Origin of the sequence: Mucilaginibacter endophyticus (assembly GCF_003351025.1) — a bacterium.
Lineage (GTDB): Bacteria > Bacteroidota > Bacteroidia > Sphingobacteriales > Sphingobacteriaceae > Mucilaginibacter > Mucilaginibacter endophyticus.
Genome location: NZ_QPCG01000001.1, coordinates 79,358 through 102,342 on the forward strand (window position 1 = coordinate 79,358; position 22,985 = coordinate 102,342).

22 protein-coding genes are annotated in these 22,985 nt (G+C 44.1%); 8 read left to right on the forward strand and 14 right to left on the reverse strand.

From position 1 onward, the window contains the following. The 6 genes from DUL71_RS00335 (at position 1) to DUL71_RS00360 (ending at position 4,884) form a co-directional block, all read left to right on the forward strand. Positions 1-1,527, forward strand: a complete 1,527-nt coding sequence (locus DUL71_RS00335) for a carbon-nitrogen hydrolase family protein (RefSeq protein WP_112572974.1) — start codon at positions 1-3, stop codon at positions 1,525-1,527. A 237-nt stretch (positions 1,528-1,764) separates the two neighbouring features. Next, positions 1,765-2,595: an alpha/beta hydrolase family protein gene (locus tag DUL71_RS00340; protein ID WP_114937418.1), complete on the forward strand. Its 831-nt coding sequence runs from the start codon at positions 1,765-1,767 to the stop codon at positions 2,593-2,595. A 78-nt stretch (positions 2,596-2,673) separates the two neighbouring features. Next, the gene (locus DUL71_RS00345; RefSeq protein ID WP_114936254.1) at positions 2,674-3,672 is read left to right on the forward strand and encodes an MBL fold metallo-hydrolase; all 999 of its coding nucleotides are present in this window, start codon (positions 2,674-2,676) and stop codon (positions 3,670-3,672) included. Between the two features lie 116 nt (positions 3,673-3,788). Continuing rightward, a complete protein-coding gene (locus DUL71_RS00350) occupies positions 3,789-4,400 on the forward strand; it encodes an RDD family protein (protein ID WP_114936255.1) in 612 nt (203 codons plus the stop codon). Between the two features lie 39 nt (positions 4,401-4,439). Beyond that, positions 4,440-4,637 (forward strand): DUF2683 family protein, encoded by a 198-nt coding sequence (locus tag DUL71_RS00355; RefSeq protein WP_114936256.1) that lies wholly within the window; start codon positions 4,440-4,442, stop codon positions 4,635-4,637. Between the two features lie 34 nt (positions 4,638-4,671). Then, a complete protein-coding gene (locus tag DUL71_RS00360; RefSeq protein ID WP_114936257.1) occupies positions 4,672-4,884 on the forward strand; it encodes a Txe/YoeB family addiction module toxin in 213 nt (70 codons plus the stop codon). Here DUL71_RS00360 and DUL71_RS00365 read toward each other — a convergent pair. Then, positions 4,850-5,086 carry a hypothetical protein gene (locus tag DUL71_RS00365; protein ID WP_114936258.1) on the reverse strand — a complete coding sequence of 79 codons (237 nt, stop codon included), beginning with the start codon at positions 5,084-5,086 and terminating at the stop codon, positions 4,850-4,852. The genes DUL71_RS00360 and DUL71_RS00365 overlap by 35 nt on opposite strands. A gap of 136 nt (positions 5,087-5,222) precedes the next feature. On the opposite strand from DUL71_RS00365, the gene ispG reads away from it, so the two are divergent. After that, a complete protein-coding gene (gene ispG, locus DUL71_RS00370) occupies positions 5,223-7,295 on the forward strand; it encodes a (E)-4-hydroxy-3-methylbut-2-enyl-diphosphate synthase (RefSeq protein ID WP_114936259.1) in 2,073 nt (690 codons plus the stop codon). Between the two features lie 181 nt (positions 7,296-7,476). Here the strand turns inward: ispG and ilvA are convergent, their stop codons facing one another. The 13 genes from ilvA to ilvD form a co-directional block, all read right to left on the reverse strand. Then, on the reverse strand, positions 7,477-8,727 hold the full coding sequence (gene ilvA, locus DUL71_RS00375) for a threonine ammonia-lyase IlvA (protein WP_114936260.1): 1,251 nt from the start codon (positions 8,725-8,727) through the stop codon (positions 7,477-7,479). 2 nt (positions 8,728-8,729) lie between these two features. Continuing rightward, positions 8,730-9,896: a 2-isopropylmalate synthase gene (locus DUL71_RS00380; RefSeq protein WP_112572986.1), complete on the reverse strand. Its 1,167-nt coding sequence runs from the start codon at positions 9,894-9,896 to the stop codon at positions 8,730-8,732. 141 nt (positions 9,897-10,037) lie between these two features. After that, on the reverse strand, positions 10,038-10,793 hold the full coding sequence (locus tag DUL71_RS00385) for a class I SAM-dependent methyltransferase (RefSeq protein WP_114936261.1): 756 nt from the start codon (positions 10,791-10,793) through the stop codon (positions 10,038-10,040). Between the two features lie 229 nt (positions 10,794-11,022). Further along, positions 11,023-11,421 carry a hypothetical protein gene (locus DUL71_RS00390; RefSeq protein ID WP_154402288.1) on the reverse strand — a complete coding sequence of 133 codons (399 nt, stop codon included), beginning with the start codon at positions 11,419-11,421 and terminating at the stop codon, positions 11,023-11,025. Between the two features lie 12 nt (positions 11,422-11,433). Then, positions 11,434-12,507, reverse strand: coding sequence for a 3-isopropylmalate dehydrogenase (leuB, locus tag DUL71_RS00395; protein WP_114937419.1), 1,074 nt, complete (start codon positions 12,505-12,507; stop codon positions 11,434-11,436). A 57-nt stretch (positions 12,508-12,564) separates the two neighbouring features. Next, entirely contained in the window at positions 12,565-13,371 is an 807-nt protein-coding gene (locus DUL71_RS00400; protein WP_114936263.1) for a methyltransferase domain-containing protein, read from the reverse strand. Positions 13,372-13,432: 61 nt separating this feature from the next. Next, positions 13,433-14,023: a 3-isopropylmalate dehydratase small subunit gene (leuD, locus tag DUL71_RS00405; protein ID WP_114936264.1), complete on the reverse strand. Its 591-nt coding sequence runs from the start codon at positions 14,021-14,023 to the stop codon at positions 13,433-13,435. Between the two features lie 150 nt (positions 14,024-14,173). Continuing rightward, positions 14,174-14,491, reverse strand: a complete 318-nt coding sequence (locus tag DUL71_RS00410; protein ID WP_244228669.1) for a GxxExxY protein — start codon at positions 14,489-14,491, stop codon at positions 14,174-14,176. Between the two features lie 35 nt (positions 14,492-14,526). Further along, a complete protein-coding gene (gene leuC / locus DUL71_RS00415; protein WP_114937420.1) occupies positions 14,527-15,942 on the reverse strand; it encodes a 3-isopropylmalate dehydratase large subunit in 1,416 nt (471 codons plus the stop codon). A gap of 161 nt (positions 15,943-16,103) precedes the next feature. After that, positions 16,104-17,162, reverse strand: a complete 1,059-nt coding sequence (ilvC, locus tag DUL71_RS00420) for a ketol-acid reductoisomerase (protein ID WP_114936265.1) — start codon at positions 17,160-17,162, stop codon at positions 16,104-16,106. Positions 17,163-17,409: 247 nt separating this feature from the next. Further along, positions 17,410-18,012: an acetolactate synthase small subunit gene (ilvN, locus tag DUL71_RS00425; RefSeq protein ID WP_112572997.1), complete on the reverse strand. Its 603-nt coding sequence runs from the start codon at positions 18,010-18,012 to the stop codon at positions 17,410-17,412. Positions 18,013-18,034: 22 nt separating this feature from the next. Further along, entirely contained in the window at positions 18,035-19,771 is a 1,737-nt protein-coding gene (ilvB, locus tag DUL71_RS00430; protein WP_114936266.1) for a biosynthetic-type acetolactate synthase large subunit, read from the reverse strand. Between the two features lie 146 nt (positions 19,772-19,917). Continuing rightward, a complete protein-coding gene (ilvD, locus tag DUL71_RS00435; RefSeq protein WP_208645460.1) occupies positions 19,918-21,624 on the reverse strand; it encodes a dihydroxy-acid dehydratase in 1,707 nt (568 codons plus the stop codon). Between the two features lie 542 nt (positions 21,625-22,166). Here ilvD and DUL71_RS00440 point away from each other — a divergent pair. Continuing rightward, positions 22,167-22,946, forward strand: coding sequence for a Fic family protein (locus DUL71_RS00440; RefSeq protein WP_114936267.1), 780 nt, complete (start codon positions 22,167-22,169; stop codon positions 22,944-22,946). Positions 22,947-22,985: the final 39 nt, after the last annotated feature.

The window sequence follows — 22,985 nt, forward strand, 5'->3', positions numbered from 1 at the left end:
ATGGATCTGCAAAGTGTAGAACTACGTAACCTGGAAGTACAGGATTATCAGGAACTTAAAAAGTCGATGAAGTCGGCTTATATGGATATGGATGAGGACTATTGGGATGCCAATTCTATTAAAAAGCTCATTAAACTTTTTCCCGAAGGGCAGATCTGCGTAACTGTAAACGATGTGGTTGTCGGCTGCGCGTTATCGATTATTGTTGACTATCAAAAGTTTGGGGATAACCATACCTATAAACAAATAACAGGAGATAGCACCTTTAAAACCCATAACGAAAAAGGTGATGTGCTTTATGGGATAGATATTTTCATACACCCCAATTATCGTGGTCTTCGTTTGGCGCGCCGCCTTTATGAAGCACGGAAGGCACTATGCGAAAAGCTAAACCTAAAAAGTATTATAGCTGGGGGACGCATCCCCAATTATCAGAAATATCAGAACGAGCTTACGCCACGACAGTATATCGACAAGGTGAAATACAAGGAGATTTATGATCCTACATTATCGTTCCAGCTATCTAATGATTTTCACGTACGTAAAGTACTGAAAAACTACCTGCCGGAGGATAGCCGTTCAAAGGGTTTTGCCACACTGATAGAGTGGAACAATGTTTACTATGAAGAAGTAAGTGATGCTATTAATCATAAAACGGTAGTGCGTATTGGGCTGGTGCAGTGGCAAATGCGCTCTTATAATAATATCAGCGAATTGCTTAAACATGCCGAATACTTTGTTGACGCGGTGAGCGACTATCAGGCCGATTTTATTCTGTTCCCTGAGTTATTTAACACGCCGCTCATGGCCGATTATAACCACATGGATACGGCCAAGGCCATGCGCGAGCTGGCAAAATATACCCAGCAGATTGTTGAGGAATTTGGCAAACTGGCCGTATCCTATAACGTAAATATCATAGCGGGCAGCATGCCTAAAATTGATGAAGAATCGTTGTATAACGTATCCTACCTGCTGCGCCGCAACGGTAGCATGGAGGAGGTTTACAAGATTCACCCAACACCATCTGAAATTAGCTCATGGGGGATTCGTGGGGGTGATGAAGTTAGGGTGTTTGAAACGGATGCCGGTAAAATAGGCATTCTGATTTGCTATGACGTGGAGTTCCCGGAACTGTCGCGCATTATGGCAGGGCAGGATATGCAGATCTTATTTGTGCCCTTCCTTACCGATACGCAAAATGGCTATAACCGGGTTAAGTTTTGCGCTCAGGCCCGTGCAGTCGAAAATGAATGTTATGTGGCTATTGCAGGTTGCGTAGGTAACCTGCCTAACGTAAATAATATGGGGGTGAGCTATGCGCAATCGGCGGTATTTACACCATCTGATTTTGGTTTCCCAACAAATGGTATTCAGTCGGAAGCCACACCTAATACCGAGATGATTGTGATTGCTGATGTTGACCTGTCGTTATTGGACGAGCTGCATGAATACGGCAGTGTGCAAAATATCAAAGACAGGCGCACGGATTTGTATAATATCACTTTTAACGGGAAAAGGGTGTAGGGAAACGATATTACAAAAAGCGTCATTGCGAGGTACGAAGCAATCCCCGATTAGCAAATCCGCTCTGTATAGTTTGGGATTGCTTCGTACCTCGCAATGACGCTTTCTTTTGAATAGCTTGTGTTTTTCATTGCCGGTGGCTTTAGCCAACGGATCGGGTTAGCAAAGAAGGGCTTTAGCCTAATTACTTCAGACAGCTCCCGAAATAATATCCCGGTTAATATTAACTTAGCCGCCATGATCAGGAAAGATAATTTCACCCTTCCCGGCGCTAAAGGCCGACCAATGCTTATTGATGTTACCTATGATGATGCTTTTAAAAATGCGCCACTGGTAATTTTCGCTCATGGTTTTAAGGGCTTTAAAGATTGGGGTACGCATGATCTGCTGGCCCGGTACTTTGTCAAAAATGGCTTCCGTTTCCTGAAATTTAATTTTTCGCATAATGGCACAACGCCTGCACATCCTCAAGATTTTGCAGATCTGACTGCTTTTGCGGATAATACCATCTCTATCGAACTGGAAGACCTGGATACCATCATTGATTTTGCCTGCAGCGGCGCGAGCATACCCGTTGCCGATGGCGTATACCTCATTGGCCATAGCATGGGTGGCGGCATAAGTATCATCAAAACGGCCGAAGATCCGCGGATCAAAAAATTAGTGAGTATGGCTTCCATATCCGGTTTCCGAAATTTGTGGCCTAAACAAATAGAGGCACAATGGCGCCTGCAAGGTGTTTTTTATTTTGAAAATAAACGTACAGATCAGCAAATGCCTGTTAAATCAACTTTGTTAGATGATCTGGATCGTAATCCGCTTAGGTTAGATATTTTAAAGCAGGCTGCTAAAATAACCCAGCCATGGCTAATTATTCATGGTGATGCCGATCCTACGGTACCGGTTAGTCATTCGCAGCAGTTGCACGAAGCTAATCCTGCTGCCGAATACATCGTACAAAAAGAGGCTGACCATACTTTTGGAGGTTTGCATCCTTTTGACAGGGACGTCTTGCCAGCTCCGTTAATTGAGTTTTGTGATACCGCAATATCATTCTTAAGTAAATAAAAGTTCTTCCCATTCAACCAATCGTAACTTTTTTGCGTTACTTATATCATACCTGACATAAGTACTATAATTGCTGTTATGAGTTTACCCGCATCGCGAAAAAAAGGACAAAAATATCAAAATACTATACCTACCGACGAGGCTGGCTTTGGCAAAATGATTCCCATTTTGAGGGAATATATGAATAACAAAGCCGAGAATACGCCTAAAAAAACTTTAGGTCCGTTTAAAACAGATCCATCGGTTTACAATACGCCGCCTGCATCGGGTTTACGTATCACCTGGATTGGGCACTCCAGCATCCTGATTGAGATAGATGGAAAACGCATCCTTACCGATCCCGTTTGGAGCGACAGGGTTTCGTTTTCGCAATCATTTGGGCCTAAGCGGTTTTTTAAACCGCCTATAGCTCTTGAAGACCTGCCACCGCTGGATGCCGTGATCCAGTCGCATGACCATTATGACCATTTGGATAAAGCTACCATCAAATTTTTCGCTGATAAAAATATTCCCTTTTTCTGCTCGGTGGGGGTAGCTCAATATTTAACCCGCTGGGGGATGGCTGCCAATTTTATCACCGAAATGGATTGGGGTGATAGCGCGATGATCGGCAACGAAATTGTACTCACTTCAACGCCATCGCGCCACTTTTCGGGCAGGGGAATTACCGGGAGGAACGAAACGCTCTGGTCATCATTTGTGATTAAAGGACCTGAACACAATATTTATTTTGGTGCCGATTCAGGGTATTCGCCTGAATTTAAAGCGATAGGAGAGGCCTTTGGCCCGTTTGATTTGACCATGCTGGAAATAGGCGCGTACGGAAAGTTCTGGCCCGATATTCACATGGGACCGGATAACGCTTCAAACGCGCATCTTGATTTGAAAGGCAAACTGATGATGCCTATCCACTATGGTACATTCAATCTTGCTCCGCATGCCTGGTACGAGCCTGTTGAATGGTTGGTACCTATGGCAAAACAAAAGCATATTGATTTATTTGTTCCCAAACCCGGCCAACCAACCGAGGTAAACGGTGCTTATAATTCTGATTGGTGGAAGGAATATCTATCTTAGACTAAGATTTCACCAAGCGTCATTGCGAGGAACGAAGCAATCCCCGATTGGCAGGGCCGCTTTGTATAGTTCGCGATTGCTTCGTGCCTCGCAATGACGTTATAGTTCGTAGCCCCATGTCCCAATCATACATATTAGTCATTAACGGTAAACCCGAAGGGCCATTTACTATCCCTGAGCTCAAAACGCGCGGCATCAAACCCGGCGATTTTGTTAAGACCGATGATATGGTGGATTACAAGGAAGCCCAGGAAATTACCGAGTTACGGGAACTATTAGGTTTTGCCCGGCCAAAGCTACTCATGCAATATTACGGCAGCTTTGATCAGCGCTGGCTGGCATCAGCGCTTGATTGGTTTATAGTGTTTGGGGTATTTGTTATGCTCGCGGCTGTGGTGGTGTTTCTGTTCGTTACCGATAAGCAGGCCCGCATCTATACCTCTATCGGTATTATTGCTTTTATACCCATTGGCAAATTTATTTATCATGTGGTAATGGAAAGCTCGGTTAAGCAAGCTACTTACGGTAAGCAAATGCTTAATATAAAAGTAGTGGATATGGATGGCAATCGGATCAGCGTTGGAAAAGCCATTGGCCGTAACCTTGCCAAGCTATTTTCGGTATTAACCCTTTTTATCGGTTACCTGATAGCGTTTTTTAATAAACAACAACAGTGTTTACATGATATGATTGCGGGGACTTTGGTGATTAAAGATCGGTTGATATGAGGGGTTTGGGACATCAATATTTAATTGCTAAATTTGAATATGGAATCACTAATTGTACACCCACAAAATAAAGAGCAATTGGATGCCTTAAAAACGTTCATGAAAGCATTTAAGATTTCTTTTGAAGAAGAGAAATCTGATTATGATCCTGAATTTGTTGCAATGGTTCTCAAAGGGGATGAAGACCTGAAAGCTGGAAAAGGAGTTAAGGTCGATATCGACAATTTATGGAAATAATTTTCACTCCTGAAGCTTTAGTACATTTGAATGAATGGAAAAAGAGTGGGAATACTGCCGTTCAAAGAAAATTAAGGAGCTGTTACTTTCAATTAGAGATACTCCATTTCAGGGAATAGGCAAGCCGGAGGCCTTGAAGTATCAATTGGCCGGAAAATGGTCAAGACGGATAGATAGGGAACATAGAATTGTTTATGCTGTAGATGGTGAAATTATAAGGATTTATTCTTTAAAAGGCCATTATTGAACTTATTTTTAATGTGTTCAAATGAAACGTACATTGCTTTGCCTTTATCTTCATAGTCTAACATCGAATCTATCATTTTTTTATAGTCGTCAGTCAACTCCAGATCAATGTGATGCTGATGCAGCAAATTCTCATATTCACTTATCGGAATAATTACGGCGGTTTTCTCGCCTTTTTCATTAGTGATGAATTGAGTTGCCATGTTCAAATTTACTGAATATTGTTTGTATTTGACAGTCGGCAAATGTGTATTTATGCTAAACATCGCAGCGTTTCAACATTACAACTTCCTCCCATCAAACAACTTTCGTATTTTTGTAATCTAATTTCCATCACTGATGAATACTGATGCTGTTAAAGTGCTGCCCGGTCGTTATTGTAACTCCTTAATCGAATATTCGCGTTTTATTACCCGCGAGGTTAATATTGGCGATATACCCATGGGCGGGAATAATCCAATCCGCATACAAAGCATGACCACTACCGATACCATGGACACCATTGGTACAGTTGAGCAAACCATCCGTATGGTTGATGCCGGTTGCGAGTATGTGCGGATCACAGCGCCCAGCATTAAAGAGGCCCAAAACCTGGCCGAAATTAAAAAGCAGCTTCGTGCCCGTGGCTATACAGTGCCATTGGTTGCTGATATCCACTTTACTCCTAACGCTGCCGAGGTAGCTGCCCGCATTGTTGAAAAGGTGCGTGTTAACCCCGGTAACTATGCCGATAAAAAGAAATTTGACCAGATAGATTATACCGACCTCGAATACCAGGGCGAGCTGGAGCGTATTTTCCAAAAATTTACGCCATTGGTAAAAGTATGTAAGGAATATGGTACAGCTATGCGTATCGGTACCAACCATGGCTCCCTGAGCGACAGGATCATGAGCCGTTACGGCGATACCCCGCAAGGCATGGTTGAATCGGCCATGGAATTTATGCGGATGTGTGAGCAATTGAATTACTATAACCTCGTGATCTCGATGAAATCGAGCAATCCGCAGGTGATGGTGCAGGCCTACCGTTTGCTGGTTGAAACTATGGTTGCGGAAGGCATGAACTATCCGCTGCACCTTGGTGTAACTGAAGCCGGCGATGGTGAAGACGGCCGTATCAAATCTGCCGTAGGTATAGGAACGTTATTGGAAGATGGCCTCGGCGATACTGTGCGTGTATCCCTAACCGAAGAGCCTGAAGCCGAAGCCCCGGTTGCTATTGAGCTGGTTCGCCGCTATTCTTTGAGGGAAAAGGCGAAAGGCGAAAGGCAAAAGGCCGAAGCTTTGGGTGAAGATAAAAATCTTTCGCCTTTAACATTTGACATTTCACCGGCTCAACATAATCCATACGAATACAAAAAACGCGAAACCTATGAGGCCAACGCTTTTATAGGCGGACATTTGGTGCCGAGGGTAGTGGTTAACTTATCGAAAAAGAACCTGAAAGACCCGGCCGTATTGAACGAAGCGGGCTACCTGTACTCGCCGATGCTGGATAAATATAACATGGCCGAACAATCAGTTGATTTTGTTTACCTGGCCGATGAATTGCCTTCATTTACTTTACCTGGAAATTTAAAGCAGCTTTATAATTACAATACCTGGCTTAAACTGGCCGATAAAACCAATTGCCACCCCGTATTTACCCTACAGGAATATATTGGCGATGTCGACCGCTCTTCAAAACTAAACTTAGTAAAGCTACAGCCAGCTGATATTGACTCAGACGCTTTCGGATCTATCCAGCTGGATAATTCGCTGGTATTGGTACTGGAAACCGAGGCCTTGCACGGCATGGCCGACCAGCGCGCTTTCTTCTTTAAAATGGAAGAATTAGGTCTGGATGTGCCGGTGATTGTGAAGAGAAGTTATTTATTTGAGTCCGGAAGTCCGGAAGCCGGAAAGTCCGAAAGTGAAGCTGATCTCAAATCTCAAATCTCAGATCTCACATCTAAATTACAACTATACGCTTCAACAGACCTTGGCGCTTTATTGGTTGATGGTTTTGGTGATGGTATCTGGATTGATGCTCCTGAATTGCCTACTAATGTAATTACCTCTACCGCGTTTGGTATTTTGCAGGCTACCCGCTCGCGCATTTCCAAAACAGAGTATATTTCCTGCCCAAGCTGCGGGCGTACCCTGTTCGATCTAATGGTTACTACCCAGATGATTCGCAGTCGCACAAGTCACCTCAAAGGATTGAAGATTGGAATCATGGGCTGTATCGTAAATGGCCCCGGCGAAATGGCCGACGCCGATTATGGCTATGTGGGCTCAGGTACGGATAAGATCACCCTTTACCGTGGTAAGGAAGCAGTGAAAAAAAATATTAGTTCAGCTAATGCACTTGATGAATTGATCAATATCATCAAAGGTGATGGTAATTGGATTGATGTGGTGCAGGAATAGCTCTTTTATGTCATTGCGAGGAGGAACGACGAAGCAATCGCATGCTGTACAGAGCGGCCTTGCTTCCGTGCGGTTGCCACGCTTCGCTCGCAATAACATTTTTATTATTATCCCGAGGGAATTTGGGAAGGAAAAACTTACGAAGTTTTTAAAGCTTCGTAAGTTTTAGAAGATCATTTTATCAAACCAAATACTCAAACAAAGTCTGGTCTTTATTCAGCTCAATAACATTGAAACGATGTGCATGCATACGCTGCAATAACGCAGGGTAGTCCTCGGCATTTTTTAGCTCGATGCCTACCAGTGCCGGGCCGTTTTCTTTTTCATTCTTTTTAATGAACTCAAAACGGGTAATATCATCACCCGGACCTAATACGCTGTTTACAAATAACTTCAATGCACCCGGACGTTGCGGGAACCTTACAATGAAGTAGTGTTTTAGACCTTCGTACAGCAGCGATTTTTCTTTGATCTCCTGCATGCGGGCAATATCGTTATTACCACCGCTAATGATGCAAACTACCTTTTTGCCTTTGATTTGCTCTTTGCAGGCATCAAGCGCGGCTACAGATAGTGCACCGGCCGGTTCAACCACAATAGCATCCTCATTATAAAGCTTGAGTATGGTAGTGCAGATTTTACCTTCGGGAACCAGTAACATATCGTTCAGGATATCTTTACAGATATCATAGGTTAACGCGCCAACACGTTTAACGGCGGCACCGTCAACAAAACGGTCTATTTCATCTAATGTAATGGGCTTACCATGGTTTATAGCACCCAGCATTGATGGTGCACCTTCCGGCTCAACGCCTATCAGGTGAATGTTTGGGACGTTATTTTTAAGATAGGTACCTGTGCCAGAAGCAAAACCACCACCGCCGATAGGCATGATTGCAACTTCAATGTCTGGCAGGTCCTGCAGTATTTCAACACCTACGGTTCCCTGGCCTTCAATAACGCGGTAGTCATCGAAAGGGGGGATAAAGGTCATCTGATTTTTTTCGGTGTAGATCAATGCTTCGGCCAGGCAATCATCAAAGGTATCGCCGGTGAGCACAATCTCTATATTGCCGTTCCCAAACATAGCGGTTTGTTTAACCTTTTGTTTGGGCGTTATTTCGGGCATAAAAATTACGCCCTTAATATTTTTTTTGTTGCACGAAAAAGCTACACCCTGGGCATGGTTGCCCGCGCTGGCGCAAACTACACCGCGGCTCAATTCATCGTCATTTAACTGACTGATCATATTGTACGCACCGCGCAACTTGTATGAACGCACAACCTGCAGGTCTTCGCGTTTTAAATAAACATCACATTCATATTTTGCCGAAAGACCGGCGTTATATTGCAGCGGGGTACGTTTCACAACGTCCTTTATCCGCTGGTATGCCGCTTCAAAATCAAGCTGGCTTTTTGTATCAGTTTCCATTGTTAATTTTTTACCAGTCGGTGCGCCATAAGGCCTTGCAAATCCTGGTCATTTATGTCAAGCTTACTATCAGCAAGCGTTAAAAAGTTATTGTAAACAAAAGCAAGTTCTTCCTTATCCAGCGTATATCCTAAACGCTCCAGATGGAATTTCAGAGCATGCCTGCCGCTGCGCGCGGTTAGCACTATTGTGGCGCTCGGAAAGCCTACATCTTCAGGGCGAATGATCTCGTAGTTTTCACGCATTTTAAGGAAGCCGTCCTGGTGAATACCTGAGCTGTGGGCAAAGGCATTGGCACCTACAATAGCTTTATTAGGCTGTACCGGCATACGCATTTGTGTGCGGATCATCTGGCTCAATTCGTAGAATTTTTTAGAGTCGATGTTGGTATGCAAGCCTAAAGTTTGGTGTGTTTTCAGGATCATCACCACTTCTTCGATAGAGGTGTTACCTGCACGCTCGCCAATACCGTTAATGGTACCTTCAATTTGGCGGGCGCCGTTTTGCAAGCCGGCTATAGAGTTGGCAGTAGCCAAACCAAGGTCGTTATGGCAATGTACCGAGATGATAGCTTTATCAATGTTTTTAACATTCTCTTTCAGGAACTTGATCTTAGCGCCGTACTGATCTGGCAAGCAATAGCCGTTGGTGTCCGGAATGTTTACTACGGTTGCACCGGCGGCAATAACAGCTTCAACCATTTGAGCCAGGTAAACCACATCGGCCCTGCCTGCATCTTCGGCATAAAACTCAATATCCTCTACAGATTTCTTGGCATATTTAACTGCTTCAACAGCACGCTCCAAAATCTCTTCGCGGGTGCTGTTAAATTTATGCTTGATGTGCATGTCAGACGAACCGATACCTGTATGGATCCTCGGGCGTTTGGCGTATTGCAGAGATGCTACAGCAGCGTCAATATCACCTTTGTTGGCACGGGTAAGCGCGCAAACAGTAGGCTCTTTAACGGCTTTTGAAATTTCAACAACGCTTTGGAAGTCGCCCGGACTTGAAACCGGGAAACCTGCTTCAATAATATCCACGCCCAGTAGTTCCAGTTCTTTAGCTATCTCAATCTTTTCGGGGGTTGTTAACTGGCAACCCGGTACCTGCTCGCCATCGCGAAGCGTGGTATCAAAAACATAAACGCGGTTGGGATCGTGTAACATATCTTTTTATTTTGATTTGAGATGTTGGATAGGAGATAATGCCCTTATCCTTCATCGGTGTTTATTTCTTTGTTTTTTTATCAAAAAGCAAAATTCAAGTTAGAAAAAAAAATCTCATATCTCAAATCTCACGTTTCCTATCTATTCTTTTACTGCAATAAATCGTAACCTTTTGTAGTCGGCGTACCATTCGCCGTTCTCACTATAAAAAGGTTCAAGCTTTTTGGTGATCTCGGCCAGGATCTGTTGTTTTTCATCCTCAGGGATACCATCTAAAAACTGAGCGCCAAACATCGTGATCCATTTGGCTACGCCCTGCTCTCCATCCTGAAGCGGTGTTTTTCGGTCGTAGTGGATAACATAGGTAACCCTGAAACCATGCTCCTCCAGTTTGGTGGTATATTCGCCTACCGATGGAAAATACCAAACTTTAACGTCGGCTTTTTCATGATAACCATGATTATGAAGCACCTGTTTAGTAGCTTCTATCAGGCGTTCAACATTGCCTTTGCCACCCATTTCGGCAACAAAACGGCCGCCTTTTTTCAGGCTGTTAAACACACTACGGATTGCGCCGTTAGCATCAAGCACCCAATGCAGGGCCGCGTTTGAAAAAACTGCATCATATTTTTGATCGGTGAAGAAATCGGCAGCGTTTTCAACCGCGAAATCAACATCAGGGTAAAGTTGTTTAGCCTGGGCTATCATTTCGGGCGAGTAATCGGTACCTTTTACTACGGCGCCTTTATCTTGTATTTGTTTGGTTAAATGGCCTGTACCGCAACCCAGATCAAGGATGTGCTCACCCGGTTTCACATCCAGAAACTCCAGTACATCTTCTCCGTATTTGAATACGAAGGCATGCTTTTGGTCGTATAAATCAGCGTTCCATTTCATGTTATTATATTTTTGATGATTTCACTGATTAGGGTGATTTCACCGATTTTTTAATCCTTCCCTTGGGAGAAAGTCTTTAACTTAAAATAGCGTTGGCTCTGTGCGGTTCCCCTCTTGAGAGGGGTGGAGGGGTGTGTTTCTGCTTGTTGCTTATCGCTTGCATAACACACCCCTGCTTTCGCTCGTTTCCTCCGCGCCCCCTCTCAAGAGGGGAACTTTAAATGCTTGTTTACTCCTTCCTTGAGGAAGGAACCGCAGTTACCGGCGTTTTTATTTTATTTTTAAAGTACGTAACTACATACAGTATAGTACTTACTATGAAAAGGCTATTAACCCATATCACTTTGCCAATAGCATCTGCCGAAGCAGTGGTTACAACTATCACCACCAGGCTCAGGGCTATTATTGCCCATAGCATCAGGCTGTTGTTTGAGCGGATGATGGCATAAATTCCGGCTACCTGGGCTGCTATCGCGAACAACAATACCAGGTTTTCGAATTTTTCGTTATCATCCATGCTCATGGCCATCAGCACCTCAATAAAGGCAAATGTCCCTCCTCCGTTATTGGCTCCGTAGCCGCAGAAGAGGAACAATATCATCATGAAGATGCTGAACTTAGTCATCATGACAATGGCTATTTACTGTAAATATTCAAGCACTTTTTGGCCCATTGCCGTAGTGCCTAAGATTTTAGCTTTGTCGGTATTGGCATCAGCTATATCGCCGGTACGGTAACCGTCTTTCAACGTTTTATCAATAGCGTCTGTTATCTTTTTGGCTTCCTCTTTAAGGCCGAAGCTTATTTCAAGCATCAGGGCAACAGATAGGATAGAGGCCAGCGGATTTGCTTTATCCTGACCGGCAATATCGTGTGCCGAACCGTGAATAGGTTCAAAAAATCCGGTTCCGTCACCTACCGAAGCTGAAGCCAGCATCCCCATCGAACCTGCAATTTGTGATGCTTCGTCGGTAAGGATATCACCAAAAAGATTAGCTGTTAATACCACATCAAACTTTTTAGGGTTTTTAACCAGCTGCATGGCCGCGTTATCAATAAACATGTGCTCGGTTTCAACATCCGGATATTGTTTGGCAATTTCCTGTACCACTTCGCGCCATAAACGAGAAGCCTCCAGCACGTTTGCTTTATCAACTGAGCATAATCTTTTACCACGTACGCGCGCTGCTTCGTATGCTTTTATAGCGATACGCTCAACTTCATAACGTGAATAGATCATCAGGTCGGAAGCTGTATTGCGGTCTTCGCTGCGTTTTTTCTCGCCGAAGTAAACGTCGCCGGTTAGTTCGCGGAAGAAAAGGATATCCGTACCTTTCAATATTTCGGGCTTAAGGCTTGACGCATCCAAAAGCTCATCAAACAACATAATAGGACGCAGGTTGGCGTATAAACCAAGCTCCTTACGGATCTTTAATAATCCCTGCTCCGGGCGTACTTTGGCCGAAGGATCATTATCATATTTAATGTGACCGATAGCGCCAAACAGGATAGCATCGCTTGTTTTAGCTTTAGCCAGTGTTTCATCAGGCAGCGGATTGCCGGTTGCCTCGATACCCGCGTGCCCCATCAGGGCTTCGTCGAAAGTAAATTCGTGGCCAAAATCCTGACCGATTTTTTCTAAAACTGCTTTACCCCAGGTGGTAACCTCCGGGCCTATCCCGTCGCCGGGTATTACTAATATGTGTTTTTTAATTCCCATAACCCTAATCTCTGCCTGAGGCAGCGGTTTTTTGTTTTATAGATGTTTATTTTATTCGGGTTTTACGCCGCGTACTTCTTTTAGTTTCATCACCATTTGCTCGGCTTCATTTTCCACCCAGTTGGTGTACTCATCAATAGCCAGCAAGCGCGATTCATCATCAATATAGCCTTCCTCAACCATTTGCTTTGACTGGGCAACTTTTGCCCAGATGCCCGCTTTGCCTTCAAAGTTATATTCGCCTTTTTGATAAACTTCATCGGCATTAAATACTTCGATATTGGTAAAGCCTGCTTCCTGCAAATACTCGGGCAGGTCTTCGGCAATGTGATTATTCATGCCGGCATCGCCCCGCCACCTTAAAAAAGTAGCATAAAAGCGCTGCATGCTTACCGGTGGTTGTGGCTGCCATTGCAAAGCCTCGTGGTTATAATCCAGAATGGATACTGTACCACCGGGTTTTAACAGCGAATACATTTTCTTTAATGCCTCAACCGGATTGCTTAACCATTGTAACACACGGGCCGAAACAATAAGGTCGTACTTTTCTTCCGGCTCAAAGCTGAACAGATCAGTGTAGATCAGTTCCATGTTTTGAACCGAAGCGTAAGTTTCCTTACCGCTCTGGATAAAATACTCGGTATTGTCAATGCCCGTAACATGACCGCTTTCACCAACCAGCGCGGCAATATCTTTAGAGATAGCGCCCGTACCACAACCCACATCCAGCACCTTCAGGCCAGGCCTGAGCAGGGGGGCAAGGGTTGCATAATCATTCGCTAAACTCCGTTCGTCGAATAATTTGGCGGTACCTTTACCTTCTCGCTGAATTACTTTATTGGTTGTTGACTGGTTCATTAGTTCATTTGTTCATTAGTCTGGTCGGGTTTCTGACCTTTCGCCTTTAACCTTTCAGCTTTTACCTTACTGATTCAAATTCCGCTATTTCATCCTTTTTGCTCAGGATGTAATCGATATCATCGTAGCCGTTGGTCATACAGGCTTTTTTGTAGGGGTTAACCTCAAAGCTTTCCTGTTCGCCGGTTGCTACAATTTTAATGAACTGGTCAACCAGGTCAATCTCTACTACAGCATGTTCATCGGCATAAACAGCGTCAAAGATCTTCTTTAAAAAGTCTTCGCTTACCTGCACCGGCAGCAGTCCGTTGTTAAGTGCGTTTCCTTTAAAAATATCGGCGAAGAAGCTGCTTACCACGGCATCAAAGCCATAATCGGCAATGGCCCAGGCAGCATGCTCGCGGCTACTGCCGCAACCGAAGTTTTTGCCCGCAACCAGGATCTTACCGCTATAGTTAGGATTATTAAGCACGAAATCCTGTTTGGGATTATCGTCGCCATCAAAACGCCAATCGCGGAATAAGTTATTGCCAAAACCATCGCGGGTAGTAGCCTTCAAAAACCTTGCAGGGATAATTTGATCCGTATCGATGTTTTCGATAGGCAAAGGCACTACGCTGGTTTGAATGTGTTTAAATATTTTAGTTGCCATAATATTGTCTGAACTCGAATTTTTTGAATTAATGGAATTTTTCGAATCGAATAAATTCCTTAATTCAGATTTGGGATATATTTTTTATTCAATAATCTTTTAAACTCCATGCTTAAGCTGCCGAAGTTTATAAGTAAACCTGTTTGGATGTTATAAGCCTCGAGGTATAGCTTGAGCTAAATGAACGTTTTCTAACTGAGCAATAGCTTTCAATTCAACCATTATTTCCCCTTCAACAAAGAAATCCACTCTTCTTGTTCCGATTTGTTCGTTACGGTAAAAGATAGGCATCTCCATTTCTCGGACAAATCCAAGTCCTTCCAAACCCATTTCTATTTCTAAGGCTCGTTGATAAATTACTTCCTGGAAACCGTTTCCCAAAGCAGAATGCACGCGCATGGCACAGCCAATTATTTTGCTGGTACAATCTTTAAATTCTTCAGGTGTTGGTTTTCTATTAACTTCCATTCCGTTAATTCATTCAATTCCTCTAAAATTCGAGTTCAGACCAATTCCTCTTCCTTCAAGAAAGTACGGATATCCGTAACCACACCCGTAATAGCGCTTGCTGCCGCGGTTAGTGGGCTGGCAAGGAAAGTACGGCTGTTTGGTCCCTGGCGGCCTTCAAAGTTGCGGTTTGAGGTTGATACGCAGTATTTACCTGCAGGTATCTTGTCCTCGTTCATGCCAAGGCATGCGCTGCAACCCGGTTCGCGGAGCGGGAAACCGGCTTCGTTAAATATTTTGTCGAGGCCTTCGGCTATGGCTTGCTGCTGTACTTGTTTTGAGCCGGGAACTACCCATACGGTAACATTATCGGCTTTGTGTTTGCCTTTTACAAACTCGGCAACCTGGCGCAGGTCTTCAATGCGCGAGTTGGTACAGCTGCCGATGAATACGTAATCAATTGGTTTGCCCAATAGCGTTTCATCATCATGCAGGCCCATGTAATCAAGAGCCTTTTTATATGATCCCTGTTCTTTGGCTTCAAATGAAGCAGTTTCAGGAACGTGTTGTGTAACACCGATGCCCATACCCGGATTGGTTCCGTAGGTGATCATCGGCTCAATATCTTCGGCTTTAAAGGATAATACTTCATCAAAAGCTGCGTCAGCATCAGAATATAAAGTTTCCCAGTAAGCAACTGCTTTATCCCACTCTTCGCCTTTAGGGGCAAATTCGCGGCCTTTTACGTAGTTGATGGTGGTTTCGTCGGGAGCAATAAGTCCACAACGTGCACCCATCTCAATACTCATGTTGCAGATGGTCATGCGGCCTTCCATGCTCAATGAGCGGATAGTATCGCCTGCATATTCAACAGCATAACCGGTACCACCGGCAGCCGAGATCTGCGATATGATGTAAAGGATAATATCTTTGGCGCCAACGCCTTTTTGTAATTTGCCGTTCACTTCAATTTTCATGCGTTTTGGGCGCGACTGAAGTAAACATTGAGTAGCCAACACCTGCTCAACCTGCGATGTGCCAATACCAAAGGCAATGGCACCAAAAGCGCCGTGGGTTGAGGTGTGGCTGTCGCCGCAAACATAAGTACCACCCGGACGGGTGATGCCCAGCTCGGGGCCTATAACGTGAACGATACCCTGGTACGGGTGGCCTAAGCCATATAGCTCAATACCAAACTCTTTACAGTTTTTGGTGAGCATATCTACCTGGTAGCGTGAAAGTTCTTCTTTAATGGGTAAGTGCTGATCAATAGTTGGAACGTTGTGATCGGCAGTGGCCACAGTTTGTTTTGGCCTGAAAACAGGTAAGCCTCTCTGACGCAAACCATCAAATGCCTGCGGACTGGTTACCTCGTGAATGAAATGTGTATCGATATACAAAATATCCGGGAACCCCTCGCTGCTGCTGACGACGTGCGCATCCCAGATCTTATCAAATAATGTTTGTCCCATTTTATTATTTTTCTTTAGTAACGTCATTGCGAGGTACGAAGCAATCCCCGATTAGCAGATCCGATCTGTAAGTTTGGAATTGCTTCGTGTCTCGCAATAACGTGTTGGTGAGTTTATTTTAAGGCCTTTCGCCTTTTACCTTTCGGCTTTCACCTAAAATATTAAGCTTCTACAACCTGGTTTTCAGGGCGTAAGCTGCGTACGGTTTTGCCTGCTTGCCATAATTCGCTTTCGCGTAATTCTTTTAGTTCGGCATCCAGTTTTTCGCGGTAATCTGGCTGGCTGTTTGAATCGATAGAACGTTGAGATTCTTTACCTGTAGCAACGCTTTCGTAAAGCTCTTCAAATACCGGTTTAGTAGCGTCACGGAATTTTTTCCACCAGTCAAGCGCACCACGTTGAGCGGTAGTTGAGCAGTTTGCATACATCCAGTCCATACCGTTTTCAGCAACAAGCGGCATTAATGATTGGGTAAGCTCTTCAACAGTTTCGTTAAATGCTTCAGACGGAGAGTGACCATGGCTACGCAATACATCGTACTGAGCAGCAAAGATACCTTGAACACAACCCATCAAAGTACCACGCTCGCCGGTTAAATCGCTGTATACTTCTTTTTTGAAGTTAGTTTCGAATAAGTAACCGCTACCTACAGCGATACCTAAAGCGATAACACGATCAAATGCTTTACCTGTAGCATCCTGGAAGATAGCGTAGCTTGAGTTTAAGCCACGGCCTTGCAGAAACATACGACGTAGTGAAGTACCTGAACCTTTAGGAGCAACCAGGAACACGTCAACATCAGCAGGAGGAATGATACCTGTTTGTTCGTTGAAAGTGATACCAAAGCCATGAGAAAAATAAAGGGCTTTGCCTGGAGTTAAGTGTTTTTTAACAGTTGGCCATAACGCGATCTGGGCTGCATCGCTCAATAAGTAGCAAATTACAGTTCCTTTTTCTAAAGCTTCTTCAATTTCAAAAAGGGTTTCGCCCGGTACAAAGCCATCGCTGATAGCTTTATCCCAAGTTTTGGTGCCTTTACGCTGACCAACAATTACGTTGATACCGTTATCTTTTTGGTTCAGGGCCTGGCCCGGACCTTGTACACCGTAGCCAATTACCGCTACTACTTCATCTTTTAATACTTCCTGAGCTTTTGATAAAGGGAACTCTTCGCGGGTTACTACGTTTTCTTCAGTGCCGCCGAAATTTAGTTTTGCCATTGTTTTTTGATTTTTGTGTTCTCACCGATTGCGGGTGATTTCACCGATTTTATTGTATTAGTAATTTAAGTTTTTGTTTCTTTTTATTAATCCCGTCATTGCTCCGTTAACTTGCTATCAAACGGGTGTCATGCTGAGCCTGTCGAAGCATGGTGGGTAGGGCCTCTACGCGCGTCCTTCGACAAGCTCAGGATGACAGGCCTCAACACCTAATGTGTTCTTACTTCCCCTTTAAGAGGCGGCGGGCTTACATCGTAAACACCTTTTCGCCCTGGTTCAGGTATTCGTTTTCGATTACCTCTTCGCCTGGTTCAAGCCTTTCAAATTCGCGCAGTTTGCTATTAAATCCTTCGCTATCTTTAATGATAGCAACGCGGGCGCTGCGCACAAACTCTATCAGGCCGTAAGGTTGTAATATGCTGATCAGGTTATCGGTTTCCTCGCGGTGACCGGTGGTTTCAAACACCGTGTAGTCCTTGCGGATCACTACCGCGCGTGCACCGTTTTCGCGTAATAAACGTTCAACGCTAACCTTTTCGGCAATTACATCGGTTGACACCTTATATAACGCTAATTCCTGCCAAATCACATCTTCGTTGGTGTGATAATATGCTTTTAACACCTCAACCTGCTTTTCAATCTGGCGGGTAAGCTTACGCACTACCTCTTCATACTCGTTAATCACGATATTGAAGCGGTGAATGCTGTCAATCTCCGACGGGGAAGTATTCAGACTGTCGATATTGATTTTACGGCGCGTAAATATAATAGCTATCCTGCTTAATAAACCAATTTGGTTTTCGGTATATATGGTGATGTTAAATTCCTGTTTTTTTTCTGCTTCGCTCATGATTTTGTCTTTTTTAGAGGGCTTACTTTAACCTGATCTCGCTTACACTGCATCCTTGTGGTACCATCGGGAATACGTTGTTCTCTTTGGTAACCATTACTTCCAAAAGGAATGATCCCGGTGTGTTTAGCATCTCATTTAATGCTGCAGTCAAATCTGCACGGTCATCAACTAATTTGCCCGGGATGCGGTATGCCGCAGCTAATGCTACAAAATCCGGACTTTGAATATCAACAAATGAGTAACGGCGCGAATTGAACAGCTCCTGCCATTGTCTTACCATGCCCAGGAAGCGGTTGTTAAGGATGATAATCTTTACATCGATACCGCTTTGCATAATAGTACCCAATTCCTGGCAGGTCATCTGGAAACCTCCATCGCCAATAATAGCTACTACTGTACGATCCTGAGCGCCAAATTTAGCGCCAATAGCAGCAGGCAACGCAAAACCCATAGTTCCTAAACCTCCGCTGGTAACGTTGCTGCGGGTATTGTTAAACTTAGCGTAACGGCAAGCTACCATTTGATGCTGACCTACATCGGTAACAATAACGGCCTCACCTTTGGTGATCTCGTTAAGTTGTTTGATCACCTCGCCCATAGTCATTTCAGGCGTGGTTGGATTAAGCTCGTTATGGATAACGGCCTCAACTTCCTGACGGGTGTAATCGTTAAATTTAGCTAACCACTCAGTATGTTCTTTCTTTTCGATGGCTTTGGTCAGCAATGGAAGTGTTTCCTTGCAATCGCCCCAAACCGGTACGGTTGATTTTACGTTCTTGTCGATCTCGGCAGGGTCGATATCCAAATGAACAACTTTAGCCTGTTTAGCATATTTGTCCAGGCGACCTGTTACACGGTCGTCAAAACGCATACCTATCGCGATCAATACATCGCACTCGTTGGTTAATACGTTAGGGCCGTAGTTGCCATGCATACCTAACATACCTACGTTTAACGGATGGTCTGAAGGGATGGCGCCTGCACCAAGTACTGTCCATGCCGCAGGGATACCGCTTTTTTCAACAAAAGCTTTAAACTCCTGCTCGGCACCGCCCAAAATAACACCCTGACCAAACAGGATGAAAGGTTTTTGAGCGCTGTTGATCAGCTCTGCAGCCTGTTGAATGTATTGCGGGCGAACAATAGGTTTTGGCCTGTAGCTGCGGATATGATCGCAAGGTTTGTAACCTGCAAAGTCAAATAACTGGATCTGCGCGTTTTTGGTAATGTCGATCAATACCGGGCCGGGCCTGCCGCTGCGGGCAATGTAAAAGGCCTTGGCAATAACTTCCGGAATTTCGGTTGCGTCAGTTACCTGGTAGTTCCATTTAGTAACCGGTGTGGTGATGTTGATCACGTCGGTTTCCTGGAAAGCATCGGTACCCAAAAGGTGAGCGAACACCTGGCCGGTAATACAAACCAAAGGTGTACTGTCAATCTGGGCATCGGCCAAACCTGTTACCAGGTTGGTGGCACCCGGACCGCTGGTGGCAAATACCACGCCCACTTTGCCCGAGGTACGTGCATAGCCCTGGCCGGCGTGAATGCCGCCCTGCTCATGACGTACCAGTATGTGGTTCAGTTTATCATTGTAATCAAACAAAGCATCATAAATTGGCATAATAGCGCCACCTGGGTAACCAAAAATGGTATCGGTACCTTCGGCTATTAATGCTTCCAATAATGCTACCGATCCTGAAACATTTACGGTTTCGGCGGCGGCGGGTGCGGTTAGTGTATCTTGTGCAACTTCCATACCTGTATTTTTTTATATTTATAACACGTTTTGAGGGTGCTAAATTGATTTTACTCTATCTGTCTCTAATTTGCTAAAATGAACGCGCTTTGTTTGCGTTCACTTTATTCATGGCTTTTTTAACAAGCCATTTTGTTCATTATTTACTATTCGTCGGTAACGCAGCCTTCAGCAGCGGTAGTTACGTTTTTAGCGTAACGGTATAACACACCCTTGGTAACCTTCAGCGCCGGTTTTTGCCATGCGGCACGGCGTGCGGCTATTTCTTCTTGCGGCAGCGAAACGTTTATCTTATTTGCAACGGCATCGATCTCAATTATATCATCATCTTGTACCATCGCTATAAACCCGCCATCGTAAGCCTCGGGTGTGATGTGACCGACGACGAAGCCATGAGTACCGCCACTAAAGCGTCCATCGGTAATTAATGCTACTGAACTACCCAAACCGGCACCAAATATGGCCGAGGTTGGTTTCAGCATCTCCGGCATACCCGGCGCGCCTTTAGGGCCTACATTGCGGATCACCACAACATCGCCTTTTTTAACACGGCCGCTCTGGATACCGGCAATCAGTTCAAACTCGCCATCAAATACACGGGCAGGGCCGGTGAAGCGTTCGCCTTCTTTACCGGTGATTTTGGCAACACTACCACCTTCTGCAAGGTTTCCGTACAGGATCTGCAGGTGACCGGTAGCTTTGATTGGGTTTTCAACGGGTTTGATGATCTTTTGAATTTCAAATTCCAGTGCAGGGATTTCAGCAAGGTTTTCTGCAATGGTTTTGCCTGTAACTGTAAGGCAATCGCCATGCAGCCAGCCTTGCTCCAAACAGTACTTCATTACAGCCGGAACGCCGCCAATATTGTGCAGGTCTTCCATCATGTATTTACCGCTTGGTTTCATATCGGCCAGTACCGGGATACGGTTACTTACAGTCTGGAAATCATCCTGGGTTAATTTAACATCAACGCTTTTGGCCATTGCAATAAGGTGCAATACCGCGTTGGTTGAACCACCCAGTACCATGATCACAACAATAGCATTTTCAAATGCTTCGCGGGTCATGATGTCTGATGGTTTAATATCTTTTTCTAACAATACCTTGATAGCTTTACCGGCCGCAAGGCATTCTGCTTTTTTCTCGTCGCTTAGTGCAGGGTTTGATGACGAATATGGCAAGCTCATACCCAATGCTTCGATAGCTGCAGCCATAGTGTTTGCAGTGTAAATACCACCGCATGCACCGGCACTTGGGCAGGCATTTTTAATTACGCCCATAAAATCAACATCATCTATCTGGCCGGCAATTTTTTTACCTAAAGCTTCAAATGCTGATACAATGTTCAGGTCTTCACCTTTCCAGTGGCCAGGTTTAATAGTTCCACCGTAAACCATGATTGAAGGACGGTTTAAGCGGCCCATAGCCATTATAGAACCAGGCATGTTTTTATCGCAGCCAGGCAGGGTAATTAAACCATCATAATACTGAGCGCCGGTAACAGCCTCAATGGAGTCGGCAATGATATCGCGGCTTACCAATGAGTAACGCATACCTTCGGTTCCGTTGCTCATGCCATCGCTTACGCCAATGGTGTGAAAAATGAGGCCCACCATATCTTCATCCCAGATACCTTGTTTAACCAGCTTTGCCAGATCGTTAAGGTGCATGTTGCAGGTGTTACCATCGTAACCCATGCTGGCCACGCCGACCTGTGCTTTGCGCATATCGTCGTCGGTTAAGCCAATCCCGTAAAGCATAGCCTGTGCTGCAGGCTGCGTTGGGTCCTGGGTAAAGGTTTTGCTATACTTGTTCAATTCTATAGCCTTGGTGGTATCTGATGATGAACTCATTTTATTAATTATGTAGACAGTTTTAGTACTTTAATTTTGTTGGTGATACAGGTTTACTTGGTATCGAAAATCAATATATGTAAGGTAGCCATCGCATCAGGCAATAGCAATAGCCGCCACGGATTTTTTGAAATAAGAATTATATTTTAATTAATTAGTTTTTGTAAAATTTTATTCTGTTTATTTAATATTCAAAGATATAAAATTTTTAATGAAATATACCAAAGTTCAAAACGGTATTCGGTATGTTTTTTATGCATGCATAGTAAGTTGTCGATTTTCTGCCTGAAATGGGAAAAAGGAGGGGTGAAGTTAAGAAAAATAGACTTTCACTCGCAGGTTTAAGCGTCTGCACTTGAACGATAGTAAATAGAGGCGTCCACGCTCCCGAGGGATGGTAAGCGTGGACGCTTACTTTAAAAGTTTATTCAAGCGTAGACGCTTGAACCTACAGTCGTATGATCTTTGTTTGAGGTGTAATCAATCTAAATATTTCCAAATCGGAATAATAATAAAGAGTGATTGTATCTTTACGTTATCCAATGAAGGATTTACCGTTTAATATATTGCCAATTGATCTGCTGGACGAATATCAGCGGCGGGTATCTCATGTGCTTCTTCAAAACTTCAATCAATTAAAAGATAGCAACCTGTCAACAAATAATTTTAGTTTTTATACTTCGGTGTCAGCTGTTTTTTCTTCAAAGATAGAAGGCGAAAATATTGAGCTTGATTCGTTCATAAAACATAAAATGATCGGTGTGCATTTTTTGCCTGATTACACGCAAAAAATAGATGACCTTTATGAAGCGTATCAGTTTGCTCAAAAACACAAATTAAGTTACCACACAGTTCAGGAGGCCCATAGTTTGCTTACTAACCATATCCTTCGAAAGGACCGTCGGGGCCAATTGCGTATTACTAATATGTTTGTAATTACTGCTGATGGGAAAATAGAGTATGTTGCCTGTGCCCCCGATTTGGTTGAACAAAAGTTAAAGTTGTTTTTTGATGATGTTGACTTATTATTAAAAACAAAATTAACCGCTACCGAAGTGTTCTTTTGCGCTGCTATGCTGCATCTGGCATTTGTAAAGATCCACCCTTTTGAAGATGGTAACGGACGCATGGCGCGCTTATTAGAAAAATGGTTCATAGCCGAAAAGCTTGGCCCGAAAGCCTGGTTTCTGCAATCAGAAAAATACTACTACGATCATCGTCGGGAATATTACCACAATATCAGGTTGTTGGGGCTTGAGTACGACCTGTTAGATTACTCGGCCGCTCTGCCTTTTTTGCTGATGTTGCCTGATTCTTTTTAGCTTATTTTTATTCTGGCCGTTTAAAGAAAGTGCCTGATC